Source organism: Kribbella sp. NPDC006257 (assembly GCF_040613535.1).
Classification (GTDB): Bacteria; Actinomycetota; Actinomycetes; order Propionibacteriales; family Kribbellaceae; genus Kribbella.
In genome coordinates this window covers 76739-94513 of record NZ_JBEXSJ010000020.1, presented here as the reverse complement: position 1 = coordinate 94513, position 17775 = coordinate 76739, and the positions used below count along the sequence as shown (strand labels likewise).

Annotated in this window: 17 protein-coding genes; 14 read left to right on the top strand and 3 right to left on the bottom strand. The window is 67.6% G+C overall.

The genetic code is table 11. The annotated features are described in order from the left end of the window. Window positions 1-11 precede the first annotated feature (11 nt). Together ABZ004_RS23930 and ABZ004_RS23925 are read right to left on the bottom strand one after the other, a co-directional pair. Window positions 12-1112 carry a glycosyltransferase gene (locus ABZ004_RS23930; protein ID WP_355682890.1) on the bottom strand — a complete coding sequence of 367 codons (1101 nt, stop codon included), beginning with the start codon at window positions 1110-1112 and terminating at the stop codon, window positions 12-14. Beyond that, window positions 1109-2233: a glycosyltransferase family 1 protein gene (locus tag ABZ004_RS23925; RefSeq protein ID WP_355682888.1), complete on the bottom strand. Its 1125-nt coding sequence runs from the start codon at window positions 2231-2233 to the stop codon at window positions 1109-1111. Before ABZ004_RS23925 ends, ABZ004_RS23930 begins: the two co-directional genes overlap by 4 nt. Window positions 2234-2362: 129 nt before the next feature. Between ABZ004_RS23925 and ABZ004_RS23920 the strand changes: the two genes are divergently transcribed. The 6 genes from ABZ004_RS23920 (at window position 2363) to ABZ004_RS23895 (ending at window position 8137) form a co-directional block, all read left to right on the top strand. After that, entirely contained in the window at window positions 2363-3637 is a 1275-nt protein-coding gene (locus tag ABZ004_RS23920) for a hypothetical protein (RefSeq protein ID WP_355682886.1), read from the top strand. Window positions 3638-3699: 62 nt separating this feature from the next. Continuing rightward, window positions 3700-3993, top strand: coding sequence for a toxin-antitoxin system HicB family antitoxin (locus ABZ004_RS23915; protein ID WP_355682884.1), 294 nt, complete (start codon window positions 3700-3702; stop codon window positions 3991-3993). After that, complete coding sequence (locus ABZ004_RS23910; RefSeq protein WP_355682882.1) at window positions 3968-4429, top strand: type II toxin-antitoxin system VapC family toxin; 462 nt, start codon at window positions 3968-3970, stop codon at window positions 4427-4429. Before ABZ004_RS23915 ends, ABZ004_RS23910 begins: the two co-directional genes overlap by 26 nt. A gap of 306 nt (window positions 4430-4735) precedes the next feature. Continuing rightward, window positions 4736-6316: a methylmalonyl-CoA mutase family protein gene (locus ABZ004_RS23905; RefSeq protein ID WP_355682880.1), complete on the top strand. Its 1581-nt coding sequence runs from the start codon at window positions 4736-4738 to the stop codon at window positions 6314-6316. Window positions 6317-6397: 81 nt separating this feature from the next. After that, complete coding sequence (locus ABZ004_RS23900; protein ID WP_355682878.1) at window positions 6398-7042, top strand: hypothetical protein; 645 nt, start codon at window positions 6398-6400, stop codon at window positions 7040-7042. Between the two features lie 78 nt (window positions 7043-7120). After that, window positions 7121-8137: a hypothetical protein gene (locus ABZ004_RS23895; protein ID WP_355682876.1), complete on the top strand. Its 1017-nt coding sequence runs from the start codon at window positions 7121-7123 to the stop codon at window positions 8135-8137. Here the strand turns inward: ABZ004_RS23895 and ABZ004_RS23890 are convergent, their stop codons facing one another. Continuing rightward, a complete protein-coding gene (locus tag ABZ004_RS23890) occupies window positions 8138-9325 on the bottom strand; it encodes an amidohydrolase (protein WP_355682874.1) in 1188 nt (395 codons plus the stop codon). 220 nt (window positions 9326-9545) lie between these two features. Here ABZ004_RS23890 and ABZ004_RS23885 point away from each other — a divergent pair, with 220 nt between their 5' ends. The 8 genes from ABZ004_RS23885 (at window position 9546) to ABZ004_RS23850 (ending at window position 17743) form a co-directional block, all read left to right on the top strand. Then, the gene (locus ABZ004_RS23885) at window positions 9546-10601 is read left to right on the top strand and encodes a BMP family ABC transporter substrate-binding protein (RefSeq protein WP_355682873.1); all 1056 of its coding nucleotides are present in this window, start codon (window positions 9546-9548) and stop codon (window positions 10599-10601) included. A gap of 129 nt (window positions 10602-10730) precedes the next feature. Beyond that, window positions 10731-12230 (top strand): ABC transporter ATP-binding protein, encoded by a 1500-nt coding sequence (locus ABZ004_RS23880; protein ID WP_355682871.1) that lies wholly within the window; start codon window positions 10731-10733, stop codon window positions 12228-12230. Continuing rightward, window positions 12230-13342: an ABC transporter permease gene (locus ABZ004_RS23875; protein ID WP_355682869.1), complete on the top strand. Its 1113-nt coding sequence runs from the start codon at window positions 12230-12232 to the stop codon at window positions 13340-13342. Before ABZ004_RS23880 ends, ABZ004_RS23875 begins: the two co-directional genes overlap by 1 nt. After that, window positions 13339-14601 carry an ABC transporter permease gene (locus ABZ004_RS23870; RefSeq protein ID WP_355682867.1) on the top strand — a complete coding sequence of 421 codons (1263 nt, stop codon included), beginning with the start codon at window positions 13339-13341 and terminating at the stop codon, window positions 14599-14601. The genes ABZ004_RS23875 and ABZ004_RS23870 overlap by 4 nt, the downstream gene beginning before the upstream one ends. A 4-nt stretch (window positions 14602-14605) precedes the next feature. Continuing rightward, window positions 14606-15010 (top strand): cytidine deaminase, encoded by a 405-nt coding sequence (locus tag ABZ004_RS23865; RefSeq protein ID WP_355682865.1) that lies wholly within the window; start codon window positions 14606-14608, stop codon window positions 15008-15010. Beyond that, complete coding sequence (locus tag ABZ004_RS23860) at window positions 15007-16299, top strand: thymidine phosphorylase (RefSeq protein WP_355682863.1); 1293 nt, start codon at window positions 15007-15009, stop codon at window positions 16297-16299. Before ABZ004_RS23865 ends, ABZ004_RS23860 begins: the two co-directional genes overlap by 4 nt. Before the next feature lie 59 nt (window positions 16300-16358). Further along, on the top strand, window positions 16359-16997 hold the full coding sequence (locus ABZ004_RS23855; protein ID WP_355682861.1) for a hypothetical protein: 639 nt from the start codon (window positions 16359-16361) through the stop codon (window positions 16995-16997). Window positions 16998-17113: 116 nt separating this feature from the next. Continuing rightward, on the top strand, window positions 17114-17743 hold the full coding sequence (locus tag ABZ004_RS23850) for a hypothetical protein (RefSeq protein WP_355682859.1): 630 nt from the start codon (window positions 17114-17116) through the stop codon (window positions 17741-17743). Window positions 17744-17775: the final 32 nt, after the last annotated feature.

Here is a 17775-nt window from a genome sequence, read left to right as displayed (position 1 = left end):
GTAGAGCTGGCTTAGGCAGCCAGCTTTACAGCCAGACGCCTGTGCAGGGTGAGCATGTGTTGTACGCAGGAATCCCAGTCGTAGAGCTCGGCCCGGCTTCGGGCCGCGGCTCTACGCCCTGGCTGCTGCGCGAGTTCCAGTACTGCGTCCGCCAGCAACTCCGCCTTCGCCGGAGCCCACCGGCCGCAACTTGCGTCGACCAGCTCCCTGGCACCACCCGTGTTCGCCGTCACCACCGGCGTACCGGCTGCCAGCGCCTCCAATACAGCGAGGCCGAACGTCTCGCCCGGGCAGACCGACAGCGCCACGTCCGCCTCGGCGAGATGCCGCGCGAGCGCGACCCGGCCGTCGACGTACCCGTGGAAGTGGATCGGCGCACTGCCCGCGATCGCGAGCAGCTCGTCCAGATGCGGCCCTGATCCGTAAACTTCGAGCCGCATCGGTACGCCGCGTCGGTGCAGCTCGGCCGCGGTGGCGACCGCCAGGTGCGGGCTCTTCTCGCGGGACAACCGGCCCGCGTGGACGAGCTTGAGGATCCCGTCGTCGGCGGGTGTGCCGAGCGACGGGTGGAACGTGTCGAGGTCGACCCCGAGCGGGATCCGGACCAGCGGGGTGCTGACCTCGTCGAACTCGGCGGCCGCGTAGCGCGAGGTGACGACCACCGCGTCGTACGTGCGACTCAGCAGCTTGTAGAGCGCACCGACGCCGGATGCGATGCCCAGCTGGCGCCCGGTCCTGAGCGACAACATGGCATCGAGGCGTTCATGACTGAACAGAACCGAACCGATGCCTTGGCGGCGCGCCCACCTTGCCACCGGCAACAATGTGGACTTGTCCGAAATCTCCACGTTGGTTGGCCCGAAGCGCTCGAGCGCCTCGATCACCTTCCAGGGATCGGTGATCAGCCGGTACCCGCCGCCGACCTTCGGCGCCTTCATCCGCACGATCGTGCCGACCTCGGTCTCGGTAACGCTGTCCCGCTCGCCGGGGGTGATCAGAATCCGGTCGGCTCCGGCCTCGCAGTACCCCTGCCCCAGATGCTCGATCGCGGTCCGCATCCCACCGGACGTCGGACCGACGAAGTTCGCGAGCTGGGCGATCCGCAAACTCATGCGGCCCGCCGTACTGCGGCTGCTTCGGCGAGGACCTCGGTGTAGTGGCGATCGATGAGGTCGTCGACAACAGCGGGCCAGGTGCGGGTCTGCACTCGGCGACGGCCGGCCGCTGCCATCGCCGTACGGGCTTCGGGGTTGTCCAGCAGGGTTCTGACGGCCTCGCGCAGCGATCCTGGTGTGCCTGGTTCGAAGAGCAGACCAGTTTCGCCAGGCCGGATCAGGTCGAGCGGTCCACCGGCGGCCGGTCCGACCGCGGCGACACCGGAGGCCTGCGCCTCCTGGATCGTCTGGCAGAAGGTCTCGTGTTCACCTGTGTGCACGAAGACATCCAGGCCGGCGAAGATCGAGGCCAGGTCGGTCCCACGGCGCATCCCAAGGAACGTTGCGTTGGGCAACGTTGCTTCCAGCGATGTGCGATCCGGACCGTCACCGACCACCACCACGTGACAGTCGAGATCGTTCAGCTCGGCCAGCCGCTTCACCTTCTTCTCCGCGGCCAGCCTCCCGACGTACCCGACGATCGGTTTGCCGTCCGGCGAGATCTCCCGGCGCCAGGCCTCGATCCGGTGCGCGGGGTCGAACAGCTCGAGGTTCACGCCACGGCCCCAGTGGTACACCCGCGGGACGCCTTCCTGGACAAGCTGCGCCACGGTGGGCGACGAAGGCGCCAGCGTCCGGTCGCAGCGTGAGTGGATCCGGCGGATCCAGGCCCAGCAACCGCGATCGGCCTTGGCGAACCAGGGGTACTGCCGCGCGAAGCCGGCCAGGTCGGTCTGGAACACCGCGACCGTCGGCAGCCCGAGCCGCCGCGCGCTGCGCAGTCCGTAGGCACCGAGCGCGAACGGCGCCGCCAGATGCACCAGATCGGGCTTGAACTCGGCCATCGCCCGTTCGATCGCGGGATCGGGCAACCCGACCGGGATCTCTTTGTAGCCAGGGATCCCGAAGCTGCGGGCCCGTAGTACCCGTACTCCGTTGTAGGTGTCCGGACCGGGACCGGCCGCGATGATCAAGAGCTGATGCCCGCGGGCGAGCAGCCGGTCGGCGACGTGGCGAGCTGTGTTCGCCACGCCATTGATCTGCGGCAGGAAACACTCGGCAACCATCACTATGCGCACAGTCGAAGGTTCCCGTTCCCGCATGAACCCTCGGCGACGCTCTCGTGACAGGGTGTCGATTCCCTGGCGACGCATCCAGGGCCGCCGGATGGCCGGCCGGTGACCAGCCGGCTGTGCTTGGCTAGCGGTATGCGAACTCTGGGGATCGTCGCCGTGCTGATCGTGCTGATCGCCGTCGGCCTGTGGATCTGGAGCGGGAAGGCGACCGAACGGGCCGGGCGCAAACGCGGGATCAGCTGGTGGGGTGCGCGGAACGGCTGGCGCTACACGGCCGGGACCGACGAGTTGCTGGACCTGTTCCGCGGCGAACCGTTCAGCCGCGGGACCAGTCACGACGTACAGGATCTGCTCTCCGGCACGCTCGCCGGCAGGCCGGCGCTGATCGCCCAGTTCAGCTGGTACCACGCTCCCGATCTCCCGCAGGCTTCGTCGGTCGGGTCCAGCGGCTTGAAGAGCGGAGTCTGCGCAGCGGTGATCGTCGAGCTGCCGATCGCCGTACCGGCGTTGTCCGTACGCCGTACCGAGGCGACCGACGTCGTCCGTGGGGACGACATCTCCTTCGAGAGCGAGCGGTTCAACTCGGCGTACCGGGTGGTGAGCCCGGACAAGAAGTTCGCCTCCGATGTGGTGAATCCGCGGCTGATGGCGTTCCTGCTGGACGATCCGCGGCCGTACTCGTTCCGGCTCGACGGTCCGATGCTGGTGGTCTGGCGCGACGGCAAGGTGGACGCGGCCAACGAGCTCGGCGAGCTGGCCGGGTTCGCGCTGGAAGTACTGGAGCTGATTCCGCCGTTCGTCTTCGATACCGCGTGGACGGTGGCTGCTGGGCAGACCACCACCCGGGTGAGTGAGATTCCAGTGGCGGCGTTGGGGGAGTCGCCGACCGGGTCGGTCGCGTTCCTGCAGAAGCTGGAGCATCGCGGCCGGTCGGTGGAACGCTACGAGCACTTCTCTGAACTGTGGGGCGAGAAGGCGTGGGCGGTGGTGGTGAAGGTCGACTTCCCCACGGTCTGGCCGGTCTGCATGGTGGTGCCGAAGGCGCTCGCCCCGGCGCGGGTGATTCCGCGCTTCACCGACGAGTACCTGACCGGCGACGACATCTTCGACCAGACCTTCGCGGTCGGCACCCCACGCCCCGACTTCGCCAAGCTCGTGCTCACCCCCGAGTTCACCGCGTGGTGGCGCGACGACCCGCGCTCACTCAAGGTCCGCGTCATCTTCCAGTCCGAGTTCCTCACTCCCGCCGACGACGACGTCACCGAGGACACCTACCTCGCCCAGGTCAGCCTGATGGCCCACGGACGCCTCTCCGACCAGCAGTTGGCCGACCATCTCACCGACCTCACCTGCGACCTGGCCGACCACCTTCCCCCCGCAGCCCTTACCTTCAACCGCGACACCTGAGCACGCGCGCCCCTGAGCAGAAGTGATAGCAGTGAGTTGCCGAGCTTGATAGCATGCCCTTCATGAGACAGCTGCTGCTTCGGGTGCCTGATGATCTGCACGCCCGGTTGACTGCGCGGGCCCAGGAGCGCGGGCAGTCGGTCAACGCGCTCGCGACCGAACTGCTGGATCACCTGATCGAGGAAGACCCTGCCTCGGTGCGCAGGCGGCTGCGAGCCAGAGCTCATCAGCTGGGTGTGCTGGGGGAGCAACGCCCTGCCCGCCGGGTGCTGTCGCCGGACGAACGTGCTGCCGCCATCGACTCCGCGCGGGGCCTGGGCAAGGTTGTCGATGCGATCCTCGAGGACGGTCGCTGACGTGATCGTGTATGTCGATTCTTCTCAGCTGGTCCGCGCCTACCTGCCCGACGAGGACGGCTACCTGGAGGCCAACGGCCTGCTCATGGGCGAGGATGCGCTGGTGACCTCCACCTGGACCTTGGTGGAAGTCACCAGTGCGCTGGCTCGCGCTGCTCGCGGTGGTCGGGCCGATCTCCTCGGCCTGCTGGCTGTGTTCGAGAACGACACCGCCGTCGACGGTCCGGTGACCTTGCTGCGTCCGGACCCGGCGGCGGTCGAGGCCCGCGCGACCGAGATCGTCCGCGACCATGCCATCCGCTCGCTCGACGCGCTGCACCTCGCCGTCGCCGAGTTGGCAGCGATGCCGCTGGCGTCTCCGGAGCGGTGCGGTTTCGCGAGCAGCGACAAGGCGCAGGCCGAGGTGGCGGCAAACCTCGACTTCGTGCTGGTCTGAAACTTCGTGCTCGACATCCACGTCGCGGAGGCGACCACGGGCACCGTCGTACACAGACGCAGGCCGGCGACGTGACGATCGAAGCCGCACCTCCCACGGAGACATCACCGCCCGCAGCCTGTAAAAGGAAAGGAAGGAAAGCGAGGGGGTGCCCCGCGGGAAGGCGAGGGGCGCCCGGGGGAAGCGGGAGCGCCCGGCGGGAAGCTGCGGGGCGCTTGCGGGTGGAGAGACTCCGGTCACACAGGGTGCTGGATGTCACCCGGGTCGGGATACCAGTGGAAGGGTGGTCGGGCCTACGGTGGGCAGATGAGCCACCAGACCGAGTCGGGGTGGGACTTCGAGCCTGTCTACGGTCCCGACAAGCTTGCGGATTTCGACCCAGCCGAGAAGTTGGGGACGCCGGGGGAGTACCCGTTCACCCGCGGCGTCTACCCGACGATGTACACCCAGCGCCCCTGGACGATGCGCCAGTACGCCGGGTTCGGCACCGCCGCCGAGTCGAACCAGCGCTACCACCAGCTGATCGACGCCGGCACGATGGGCCTGTCGGTCGCGTTCGACCTGCCGACCCAGATGGGCTACGACTCCGATGCCGAGATCGCGCACGGCGAGGTCGGCAAGGTCGGGGTGGCGATCGACTCGATCGACGACATGCGGATCCTGTTCGACCGGATCCCGCTGGACCAGGTCTCCACCTCGATGACGATCAACGCGCCCGGCTCGGTGCTGTTGCTGCTCTACCAGCTCGTCGCCGAGGAGCAGGGCGTCAGCGGCGACAAGCTGACCGGCACGATCCAGAACGACGTGCTCAAGGAATACATTGCCCGGGGCACCTATATCTATCCGCCGAAGGAGTCGCTCCGGCTGATCAGCGACATCTTCGCCTACTGCCAGACCGAGCTGCCGCGCTGGAACACGATCTCGATCTCCGGCTACCACATGGCCGAGGCCGGCGCGACGCCCGCGCAGGAGATCGCGTTCACCCTTGCCGACGGCATCGAATACGTCCGTACGGCGGTCGCGGCCGGCCTCGACGTGGACACCTTCGCGCCGCGGCTCTCGTTCTTCTTCGTCTCCCGGACGACGCTGCTGGAGGAGGTCGCCAAGTTCCGGGCGGCCCGCCGGATCTGGGCCCAGGTGATGCGCGACGAGTTCGGCGCGAAGAACCCGAAGTCGCTGATGCTCCGCTTCCACACCCAGACGGCCGGCGTCCAGCTCACCGCACAGCAGCCCGAGGTGAACCTGGTCCGCGTTGCGATCCAGGGTCTGGCGGCCGTGCTCGGCGGCACCCAGTCCTTGCACACCAACTCGTACGACGAGGCGATCGCGCTCCCGACCGAGAAAGCGGCCCGGCTCGCGCTGCGGACCCAGCAGGTGCTCGCGTACGAAACGGACATCACCGCGACCGTCGACCCGTTCGCCGGCTCGTACGTCGTGGAGTCGCTCACCGATGAGGTCGAGGCGGCCGCGCGCGAGCTGATGGAGCAGGTGGAGGAGTTCGGCGGCGCGGTGGCGGCGATCGAGAAGGGCTTCCAGAAGCAGGAGATCGAGCGTTCGGCGTACCGGATCGCGCAGCAGATCGACTCGGCCGAACGGGTGGTCGTGGGGCTGAACAAGTACAAGGTCGCCGAGGAAGAGCCGTACGAGCCGCTCCGGGTCGACCCCGCGATCGAGGCGCAACAGGTCGCCCGGCTGGCCAAGCTCCGTGCTGAACGCGACCAGGCAGCCGTCGACAAGGCGCTCGCGGACCTGCAAGCGGCAGCCCGCGGCACCGGCAACTGTCTCTACCCCATGAAAGAAGCCCTCAAAGCCCGCGCCACCGTAGGCGAGGTCTGCAACGCGCTCCGCGCGGTCTGGGGCGTCTACGTCCCTGCCGACACCTTCTGAACCACGTGGTGTGCCGCCCAGACCTTGATCCGTCCGGGCGCTAGCGTGACTCGTCCCGTGTCGATGTGAAGGATGGCCCCGATGGCTCGTCGCCTGCCTGCCGCCGCAGTTGCCCTGATGCTGCTCGTCTCACTCGCCGCCTGTAGCAAGGACAAGCCCAGCGGCCTCCCGACCCTGACACCGGGCGGGGACGACCCGACCAGCAGCTCCGGTACGGCTTTGCCCTCGACCGGTCCGACCGTCGCGGAAACCCCGATCACCACCGGTCCGACCTCACCGTCAGCCGGTCCGCCGTCGTCGACCGGGGTGCATGCCGGGAAGATCGTGGCGACCACGCCGGACCAGAAGGCTGTGGCCGACGTCTTCCTGCGGTACCTGGCGCTGCGCCTGGCGGCGTACAACAAGCTCGAGGTGGATCTGGACGCGATGAGCAAGGTCGCCACCGGGCAGGCGATCAGCGGGGTCAGGGCGGCGGTCGAGCAGCTCAAGTCGAAGAAGCACCACACGATCGGTGAGCTGTATGTCGGCATACCCGGCGTCGTGGTCAAGGGCTCGACCGCGACCATGCGGTCGTGCATGGACAACACGACGATCGACGTCGATCAGTCGGGGAAGCCGGTGGAGACGCCCATACCGTATTTCACGGCGAACAGCACGTTCGAGAAGGCCGGTGGAACCGTCTGGGTGGTCAAGACCGTCAGATTCGTCGAGTTGCGGTGCCGCTGAGCCGGTTTCGTCATGAACCGGGTAGACCTCCGTCCCATTACCATTGACCGTGTTGACCGCCTTCTGGGGAGCGATTTCATGAAGCGAGTGATCCCGATCACCATCCTGGCGCTGGCGGCCGGAGCTGTGACGGCTCCGCTGGCCACCGCATCCATCGGTGATGACCCGACGTACGGTGGCCAGGGCTTCAAGGTCTCGGTCAGGGTGAACGTCACCAGCGACTCGGGCAAGATCATCCAGGGTGGCTCGAGGACCATCTCGGTCCCGGCCAAGTGCTGGTGGAAGCCGGTGTCCTTCGACGTCAACGGCGCCGATACCAGTTCGCCCGAGGCGTTCGAGAAGTATCACAACGAGAACCCGCTCCAGGGCCACGCCGGGGCCGGCAACCTCGCCTTCCCGCCCGGTGACGAGATCGCGAAGATCACCGCGGAGTCGAAGGCGGGCAAGGCCTACCGCTGGTACCAGGTGGACTGCGCCGACGGCGTGAACCCGCTGACCGAGGGGTATACCAGCCTCGGCGGCACCTTCATGGGCACCCAGATCTGGCGGTCCTACCGGGCCTTCCTGCCGGGTGAGGTCCCCGAACCGTTGATCGCGGTCAAGAACCTCGCCGACGTGCTCTGGGACGAGGCGCAGAAGCAGATCGTCGCGCCCACCCTGGACCGGAACCCGAAGGTGGCAACGTCCGGCGGTGCGGCCATCGTCAATCTGCCGAGCTGGTTCTGGGTGACGAACCCGGACCGGTCGCTGGCCGACGACGGCGTCCTGCGGCTCACCGCCTCCGTCCCGGGGACCCCGGTGAACATGACGCTGGAAGCGACCAGCGGCGACGTGGCGATCACGTCGGTGGCAGGCTCCAACACGTGCGACGTCAGCCACGCCAAGTACAGCTTCGGCGCGGGCAAGTCGGAAGCCAACGCGTGTCTGGTGACCTTCGACCAGGCCAATGCCGGGTGGCCGGTGACCGCGACCGTCACCTGGACGGCCAACTGGACCGGGCAGGACAGTGGCGGTCCGCAGAGCGGCACGGCGTCACTCACCCGTGCGACCACCGTCAACGTGCCGGTGGCCGAGATTCAGGTTCCCAACCGCTGATCAGTCCAGCAGGGCGCAGGACGCCAGCACCGTCATTCCGATGGTGATGGCGTCCTCGTCCGGGTCGAAACCGGGCGTGTGCAGGTCGGCCGCTTCGTCGACGCCGGCTGGGCGGACGCCGAGCCGGGCCATCGCGCCGGGGACGTGCTCGAGATACCAGGCGAAGTCCTCGCCGCCCAGGCTCTGATCGGTGGTGGCCACCGCGTCGGGACCGATCGTCTCGACGACGACGCGCCGCAGTACGTCGATCGCCCCCGGGTCGTTCATCACCGGCGGCACGCCGTGGGTGACCTCGGTGCTCACCTCGACGCCGTACGGGGCGATCAGTTGCCCGGCCACGGTCGGGATCAGTTCGGCGGCCAGTCGCCAGGCGTTGACGTCCAGGCAGCGCAGGGTGCCTTCGGCCTCGCCGCGGGACGGGATCGCGTTCGCGGCCGAGCCGGCGGTGATCCGGCCCCAGACCAGCGACATCCCGGCCCGGGGATCGACCCGGCGGGACAGCGCCGCGGGGAGTTCGGTGACCACGGTGGCGAGGGCATAGACGAGATCGCCGGTGAGGTGCGGCCGCGACGTGTGCCCGCCCGGACCGGTCAGCCGGACCAGGATCCGGTCGGCGGCGGCGGTCAGCGCGCCGACCCGCAGGCCGACCTGGCCGACCGGCAGCCGGGGATCGCAATGCAGGCCGTAGATCCGGCGGACACCCTCCATCCCGCCGGCCGCGATCACGCCGAGCGCTCCACCGGGCATCACCTCTTCGGCCGGCTGGAAGATCAGCCGCACCCGGTGGTTCAGCTCTCCCTCGGCCGCCATCCGCGCGAGCACGAGTGCCGCGCCGAGCAGAGCCGCGGTGTGGACGTCATGCCCGCAGGCGTGGGCGATGCCCTCCTGAGTCGACCGGAAGGGCGAGTCGCTGCCGTCAGGCACCGGCAGCGCGTCGATGTCGGCGCGGAGCGCGATGCAGGTGTCTCCCGAGCCGATGTCGCAGATCAGGCCGGTCCCGGTCGGCAGCACCTGCGGCGACAGCCCGGCTGCCGTCAGGCGCTGGCGGATCAGCCCGGTGGTACGTACCTCGTTCCAGCCGAGCTCCGGATGGGCATGCAGGTCGCGGCGGATCGCCACGATCTCGTCCCGGACCTCTTCGACACGGCTCCGCACGTCGGCGAGCAGCGGCGGTTGCGAAAGTGTCATTCCGCGATTCTCGCATCGGCGCCGACGGCAACCGCTTCCGGTACAGCCGGTCGGCGGCGTCTCACCCGGCGCGATGGCCGTCTGGCGGAGGGTGACGGCCGAAACTACGATTGAGTAACGAGAATCCTAGCTCGGCATCGCTGGTGGCTGGGCGGTTGAACGCGGTCTATCGTGTCGCTGCGAACGCCTGCACGGGGCGATCAATGACCGAGGAGGCATTTTGCGGCACACGACCAAGCTGGCGGCGATCGCCGTCGCCGTGGCAGTCATTCTGACGGGCTGTGCGAAGAAGGACAACACCAGCGCGTCCGGGAGTGACGAGCTGTGCGCCGACAAGTCCGGCACCGGCCCCAAGATCGGGCTGGCCTACGACATCGGCGGTCGCGGTGACCACTCGTTCAACGACCTCGCCGCCGCAGGCGTGAAGAAGTCCATCCAGGAGCTTGGTGCCAGCTGTGAGGAGTCCGAGGCCGCCGCGGACGAGCCCGACTCCGCGAAGGAGGAGCGGCTGCGCACGCTCGCCGAGGCGGGCTACAACCCGGTCATCGGCGTCGGCTTCGTCTACACCGAGGAGGTCGTCAAGGTCTCCAAGGAGTACCCGAAGGTGAAGTTCGCCATCGTCGACGGCTTCGGTGAAGCCCCGAACGTCACGAACCTGGTGTTCTCGGCCGAGCAGGGCGCGTTCCTGGTCGGTGTCGCCGCGGGCCTCAAGACCAAGACCAAGCACGTCGGCTTCATCGGCGGTGTGCGTGGCCCGGTGATCGACCCGTTCGCGGCCGGCTACAAGGCGGGCGTGGCTGCCGTCGACCCGAGCATCAAGGTCGACATGAAGTGGCTGTCGGACGCGGCTGACAAGAAGGCGTTCGCGAACCCGGGTGGCGCGAAGACCGCGGCCACCGCCCTCTACGACGCGGGTTCGGACATCGTGTTCCACGCATCCGGCCTGTCCGGTGGTGGCCTGTTCGACACCGTCGCGACCAAGCCGGACGGCATCTGGGCGATCGGCGTCGACTCCGACCAGTACCAGAGCGCGACTCCGGATCAGCAGAAGCACATCCTCACCTCGTCGCTCAAGCGCGTCGACGTCGCCGTCTTCGACTATGTGAAGGCGGTCAAGGACGGCACCAGCAAGGCCGGCTTCGACACCTACGACATCAAGCGTGACGGCGTCGGCTACGCGACCAGCGGTGGTTTCGTCGACGACATCGCCCCGAAGATCGAGGAGTACAAGGCCAAGCTCATCTCCGGTGAGCTGAAGGCACCTTCGAAGCTCTGACGACGGTAACCCTCGGGCTCGGCGGTGACGCGGTAGCGTTCTCTGCCGGGCCCGAGGCCTGTATCCGGGCGGCAACGGTGTCGCCGGAGGGATCTGGGAGCGTGTGACATCGACACCTTGACTCAGGCGATGGCCGTTCGGCTGCGGGGAATCGGCAAGAGCTTCCCCGGTGTGGTGGCCAACCACGACGTCGACATCGACGTCCGCAGCGGCACCGTTCACGCTCTGGTGGGTGAGAACGGCGCCGGGAAATCGACCTTGATGAAGATCCTGTACGGCGTACAGAAGCCGGACGAAGGCTCGATCGAGATCAACGGCGAGCAGGTCGTGCTGCACTCTCCGGCCGACGCCATCAAGCAGGGCGTCGGGATGGTCTTCCAGCACTTCATGCTGGCCGACAACCTCACTGTGGTGGAGAACGTCGTCCTCGGTGCCGAGAAGCTCTACGGTATCGGCGACCGCGCCCGGGCCAAGATCCAGGAGTTGTCCGATGCCTATGGCTTCGGCCTGTCGCCCGACGACCTCGTCGAGAACCTCGGCGTCGGCCAGCGGCAGCGGATCGAGATCCTCAAGGTCCTCTACCGCGGTGCGAAGATCATCATCCTCGACGAGCCGACCGCGGTCCTGGTCCCGCAGGAGGTCGACGCGCTGTTCGGCAACCTGCGCGAACTCAAGGCCCAGGGATTCACCCTGCTCTTCATCTCGCACAAGCTCGACGAGGTGCTGGCCGTCGCCGACGACATCACCGTGATGCGCCGGGGGACCACCGTCGCCTCCGTGCTGCCCGAGTCCGTCACCTCCCGCCAGTTGGCCGAGCTGATGGTGGGTTCGGAGTTGCCGTCGCCCAGTACGGAGGAGTCGACCGTCACCGAGACCGTCCAGCTCGCGCTGGAGGGCGTGACGCTGGCCGGCGCCGGCACTCGCGCACTGCTGGACGGCGTCTCGCTGCAGATCCACCGAGGCGAGGTGCTCGGCATCGCCGGCGTCGAGGGCAACGGCCAGACCGAGTTGGTCGAGCTGATCATGGGGATGCGACCGGCCACCTCCGGCCGTGTTCTGCTCGGTACCGAGGACATCACGGACTGGACGACCGCCGCACGTCGCCGGGCGGGGATCGGCTACGTCCCCGAGGACCGGCAGCGCCACGGCCTGTTGCTCGACTTCCCGCTCTGGGAGAACCGGATCCTCGGTCACCAGGACCGGCCGCCGAGTGTGCGCGGTCCCTGGATCAACAAGGCCGGTGCCCGCAAGGACAGTGAGCGCATCGTCACGCAGTACGACGTCCGTACGCCGTCCATCGACACGACCGCCCGCGCTCTGTCGGGTGGCAACCAGCAGAAGTTCATCGTGGGCCGGGAGATGAGCGGCGAGCCGGTGCTGCTGATCGCCTCACACCCGACCCGAGGGGTGGACGTCGGCGCCCAGGCCGCTATCTGGGACCACATCCGGGAGGCCCGTCGCCGTGGCCTCGCCGTGTTGCTGATTTCTGCCGACCTGGACGAGCTGATCGGACTGTCGGACCAGATCCGGGTGATCCTGCGCGGACGGCTGGTCGGTGAATTCGACCCCGACACGGTCACCCCGGAGCAGCTCGGCTCCGCCATGACCGGTGCTGGAGATGAGGAGTGATGGGTACCAGGTTTGACGCCCGAAGGTTCCTGCTCGCACTGGCCGCGCCGGTGCTCGCTGTGATCGTCGCCCTGCTGATCACTTGTGTGATCCTGCTGGCGGCCGGCAGCTCGGTCTCGGGCTTCCTCAGCACCATCTTCACTGCGCCTGCCGCTCGCAACGTGATCAACATCTTGAACAACGCGTCGATCCTCTACCTGTCCGGCCTGGCGGCCGCGATCGGTTTCCGGATGAACCTGTTCAACATCGGGGTCGAAGGCCAGTACCAGGTTGCGGTCTTCAGCGCAGCGGTGTTCGCCGCGCAGGGCTGGTTGCCGGGGCCTCTCAACGTGGTGGCGGCGATCATCGTCGCGATGGTGGTCGGTGCCGCCTGGGCCTCGATCGCCGGCCTGCTGAAGGTGACCCGCGGCGTCAGCGAGGTGATCTCGACGATCATGCTCAACGCGATCGCGGTATCGCTCACGGCGTACCTGCTGCGCAAGGTAGGGCAGACCACCGGCAGCAACCTGGCGACCAAGCAGATCCCCAAGGACAGCTGGGTTTCCGGCATCCCATTGTTGCCGTCGGCCCCCAACGAGGTGCTCGGGTTGTCGCTGCTCGCGGTGGTCGGCGGCGTCGCCTACTCGATCCTGCTGAACCGCTCACGGTTCGGCTTCGAGCTGCGCGCCACCGGCACGTCGGCGAGCGCGGCGGTGGCCAGCGGCATCGACGTACGCCGGATGGTCGTCGTGTCGATGGTGATCTCCGGAGCGGTGGCCGGTCTGATCGGGATGCCGCTGCTGTTCGGCGACTCCCACAACTACGGGACCACGTTCCAGTCCGGCATCGGATTCGCCGGCATCGCGGTGGCGCTGCTCGGCCGGAACAACCCGGTCGGCATCGCCGTCGGAGCCTTGCTGTTCTCCTACCTCAGCGAGCAGAGCAATCTGCTGGAGATCAAGGCGCAGGTGTCGCCAGACATCGTCTCGATCACCCAAGGTGTCATCGTGCTGGCCGTCGTCATCGCCTACGAGGTGGTCCGCCGCTATCGGACGGCGCTCGAACAGCAAAGGGTGGCAGCAGAACTCAACCGCTCGGCTCCGGCCGGCGCGACCTCGGAGGCGACCCGATGACCATGGCTCCCGAAGAACTCCGGCCGGCCGGAGCTCCGGCGCCGCAGCTCGTACCGCGCCGACGGATCAGCATCTGGGTCTGGCTGGTGGCCGGATTCGCCCTGCTCTCGCTGGTCCGGGTGCTCACCGGTGCCAACGAGGTCGACTCGGCCGGCACCCTGCGGGAGGCCGTGAACGCCTCGGTGCCGATCGCGCTGGCGGCCTTGGCCGGGCTGTGGTCCGAGCGCGCGGGGGTGGTCAACATCGGCCTCGAGGGCATGATGATCTTGGGCACCATCGGCGCCGGGTACTTCGGCTTCTGGTACGGACCGTGGGCCGGCATCGTCGGCGCGATGCTCTTCGGCGCGATCGGCGCCGCGCTGCACGCCCTGGCGACGGTGACGTTCGGGGTCGATCACATCGTCTCCGGTGTGGCCATCAACATCATCGCGATCGGCGCTGCGGCCTTCCTGGCGGACACCTGGTTCTCCGCACTCAAGGGCGGCGGGCCGACCCAGTCGCCACCGCTCGACGTACCGCTGGACATCACCGTGCCCGGCCTGTCGGACTCGATGAACACCCTGCAGGGCAAACACTGGTTCGTCATCTCCGACCTCGCCTCGGTGATCGGGGCGGTGACCACCCAGCTCTCGATCATGACGCTGCTGGCGATCGTGCTGATCGTCGGCAGCGCGTGGCTCTTGTGGCGTACGTCGTTCGGGTTGCGGCTGCGGTCCTGCGGTGAGAGCCCGATGGCCGCCGAGACGCTGGGCATCAACGTGTACCGGTACAAGTTCATGGCGGTTCTCGCCTCGGGTGCGATCGCCGGTATCGGTGGGGCGTTCATCGTGCTCGTCTCGTCCGGGCTGTACCAGAACGGTCAGACCGGCGGCCGCGGCTACATCGGCCTGGCGGCGATGATCTTCGGTAACTGGCGTCCGGCCGGCCTGGTGCTGGGTTCGGTCCTGTTCGGCTACACCGACGCGCTCCAGCTGCGGGCCGGCGGCGAGGCGGTGCACGCGCTGCTGATCATCGTTGCGGTGATCCTGCTGGGCGTCGCCGTGCTGCAGTTCCGGCGGGGACTCCGGGTGGCTGCGATCACGTCCTTGCTGATCGGCGTGGGCTTCGCCGTGTGGTTCTTCACCACCGACGAGGTGCCGGGCGACTTCACCAGGATGACACCGTACGTGACGACGATCCTGGTGCTCGGTTTGGCGGCGCAGAGACTCCGGATGCCCGCCGCGGACGGTGTCAGATACAGACGCGGCCAGGCGGGATAACGCTGTGCGGAGTGATGCAGCGATCGACTGGGATGCTCTGCGGGCCGCTGCTGTAGAGGCGATGGGTCGTGCCTACGCGCCGTACTCCGGATTCCCGGTCGGGGCGGCCGCGTTGGTGGACGACGGCCGCGTGGTTGTCGGCTGCAACGTGGAGAACGCGTCGTACGGGCTCGGCCTGTGCGCGGAGTGTGGGTTGATCTCGGAACTGCTGGTCAGCGGGGGCGGGCGTCTGGTCGCCTTCTCGTGCGTGAACGGCCAGGGAGGCGTGTTGCTGCCTTGTGGGCGGTGCCGCCAGCTCCTGTACGAGCACGGTGGCCCTGAACTGCTGCTGGAGACGCATACCGGTATCCGGCCGCTGGGTGAGCTTCTGCCCGATGCCTTCGGGCCCGAGGAGTTGGAGAACAAGTGACCGAGAGCTTCGACGCCGTCGACGTCATCCGTACCAAGCGCGACCGTGGCGAGCTGAGCGACGGGCAGATCGACTGGGTGATCGATGCCTACACGCGCGGCGCGGTCGCCGAGGAGCAGATGTCGTCGCTGGCGATGGCGATCCTGCTCAACGGGATGAACCGGCGCGAGATCGCTCGCTGGACGGCGGCGATGATCGCGTCGGGCGAGCGGATGGACTTCGCCAAGCTGTCACGGCCGACCGCCGACAAGCACTCCACCGGTGGAGTGGGGGACAAGATCACGTTGCCGCTGGCCCCGTTGGTCGCGGCTTGCGGCGTCGCCGTACCGCAGCTGTCCGGGCGCGGACTCGGCCACACGGGCGGCACGCTGGACAAGCTCGAGTCGATCCCTGGCTGGCGGGCGGCTTTGTCCAACTCGGAAATGATGAATCAGCTCGAGGACGTCGGCGCCGTGATCTGCGCGGCGGGTGACGGCCTGGCTCCGGCCGACAAGAAGCTCTACGCGCTCCGCGACGTCACCGGGACGGTCGAGGCGATCCCGCTGATCGCCAGCTCGATCATGAGCAAGAAGATCGCCGAGGGCACCGGTGCGCTGGTGCTCGACGTCAAGGTCGGCTCCGGTGCCTTCATGAAGGACGTCGCCGATGCCCGCGAACTCGCGGAGACAATGGTTGCGCTGGGCACCGATGCCGGGGTTCGAACGGTCGCGCTGCTGACCGACATGTCGACCCCGCTCGGCCTGACCGCCGGGAACGCCTTGGAGGTCAGGGAATCCGTCGAGGTCCTGGCCGGTGGCGGCCCCGCCGACGTCGTCGAACTCACCATCGCCCTCGCCACCGAAATGCTCGCCGCCGCCGGAGTCACCGACGTGGATCCGGCGGAAAAGCTCCGCGACGGTACGGCGATGGACGCGTGGCGCCGGATGATCTCCGCCCAGGGCGGCGACCCCGACGCCTCGTTGCCGGTAGCCCCCGAAACCCACGTCGTCACCGCCGACTCCTCCGGCACCCTCACCAAACTGGACGCCCTGGCCATCGGCGTCGCCGCCTGGCGCCTCGGCGCCGGCCGGGCCCGCAAGGAAGACCCCGTCTCCCCAGTAGCCGGCATAGAACTCCACGCCAAACCAGGCGACCCCATCACCGCCGGCCAACCCCTCCTGACCCTCCACACCGACGACCCCACCCGCTTCCCCCGAGCCCTGGAATCCCTGACAGCCGCGGTTTCCATCGCCGACCCCGGCACGCCGTACGAACCAACCCCCCTCATCATCGACCGCATCACCGCCTAGAACCGGAGATCCCGTAGCCTGCTTTGGCTCGGTTATCCCTTGCTCAGGAGTGCGCGTCAATGACGAAGTCCCACATCTTCCCGGTCATCGCCGCTGTGCCGGTGTCTGTACTGGTTGCTTGCGGCGACAACGACAAGGATGGCGGCGTACCCACCCCGGATGGCACTCCCTCAAGGACAGCGTCATCGCGGGCCCCGACGGCGAGCGTTACAGCGTCGCCGAAACCGACGGCGGCGCCGACCCGTGTGGTGGGCAGGTATCAGGACCTCACGCTGGTGTTGTTGCGCCCCGCAACGATGGACCTGAAGGCAGCGTCGGCCGTAGAAGCTCTGCAGCAATTTGATCAGTTGTTTGCCGAGATGGTGGCGGGTGCTCCAACACCCGCTAAGTTCTCGCAGTTGGCGAATCCGGCCACGGCCAAGATTCTGAATGACCTGCTTGAGCCCCAGCGCCAGGCCAAGGAACGTGGCGCGGGGCAACTGACGATCCGCACGACGAAGGTCAAGGTCGGTACCTCGCTGGTGATGGTGGACGGATGCTTCGATCAGTCGGAACTGATGACGGTCCGGGCCGACGGCAGTCGGTATGTCGATCCGACGGTAAAGCGAGGGCCGACGATGGCTCTGCGGGCGATGCTCACCAAAACCGCCGGCCCGTGGCGAGTCGATGAGTACGTTCTGAGTGCGTCGAAGTGCTGAAGCACTGGCTACGAATTGTGAGCGACTGATCGCACCGAGTCCGATTGGCCGGAATGACCGGGACTGTCCGCTAATCTGCCGTTGCTGGATTTCTACTGAACTCAGGGGTTAGAAGTATGACGAGGTCTCGTGTCTGGCCGGTGCTGATCTCAGCAGCGTTGGCGTGTTCGCTGGCAGCCTGCGGCGGCAAGGACGACAAGGCAGGCGACCTGCCAACCCTGACGCCCGAGCCCAGCACCCCCAGCACCTCGACCCCATCCAGCACCCCGACGCCGACTGCCGACCCGACCCAGGTCGTCACGAAGTACGGGCAGTTGACCCTGGTCTTCAACCAGCCGGCAACCGTGGATGCCAAGGCACGCCCGGCGCTGAAGACTTACAGGGTGTTTCAGCAGACGTTTCGGGGAATCCTCGGTACAGACACCTTTGATCCAACGATCAGCTCGGTCGCAGGTCCGACCGTGGTGGCCTACGTGCAGAAGGTACTGAAGAACCAGACCAAAGACGGCGATCGGCTGGGTGGCACCTTGACTGTGACGGCCAAGGTGGAACAGGTCGGTCAGGCCTCCGTGCTGATCGGCGGCTGCTTCGATCAGTCGAAGTCGGTGGTCATCCGGCCGAACGGATCGCGGTACCAGTCCGACGTCATCAAGCAGCAGCCACGCCTCGAAGTCGGCGCTATCGCGTCGCAGAGCGCCGGAGGCTGGCGAATCACGGATTATCGACTGGAGAAGAATCCATGTTGAGGAGTTTGAGCAGGTTCCTGTTGGCCACAAGC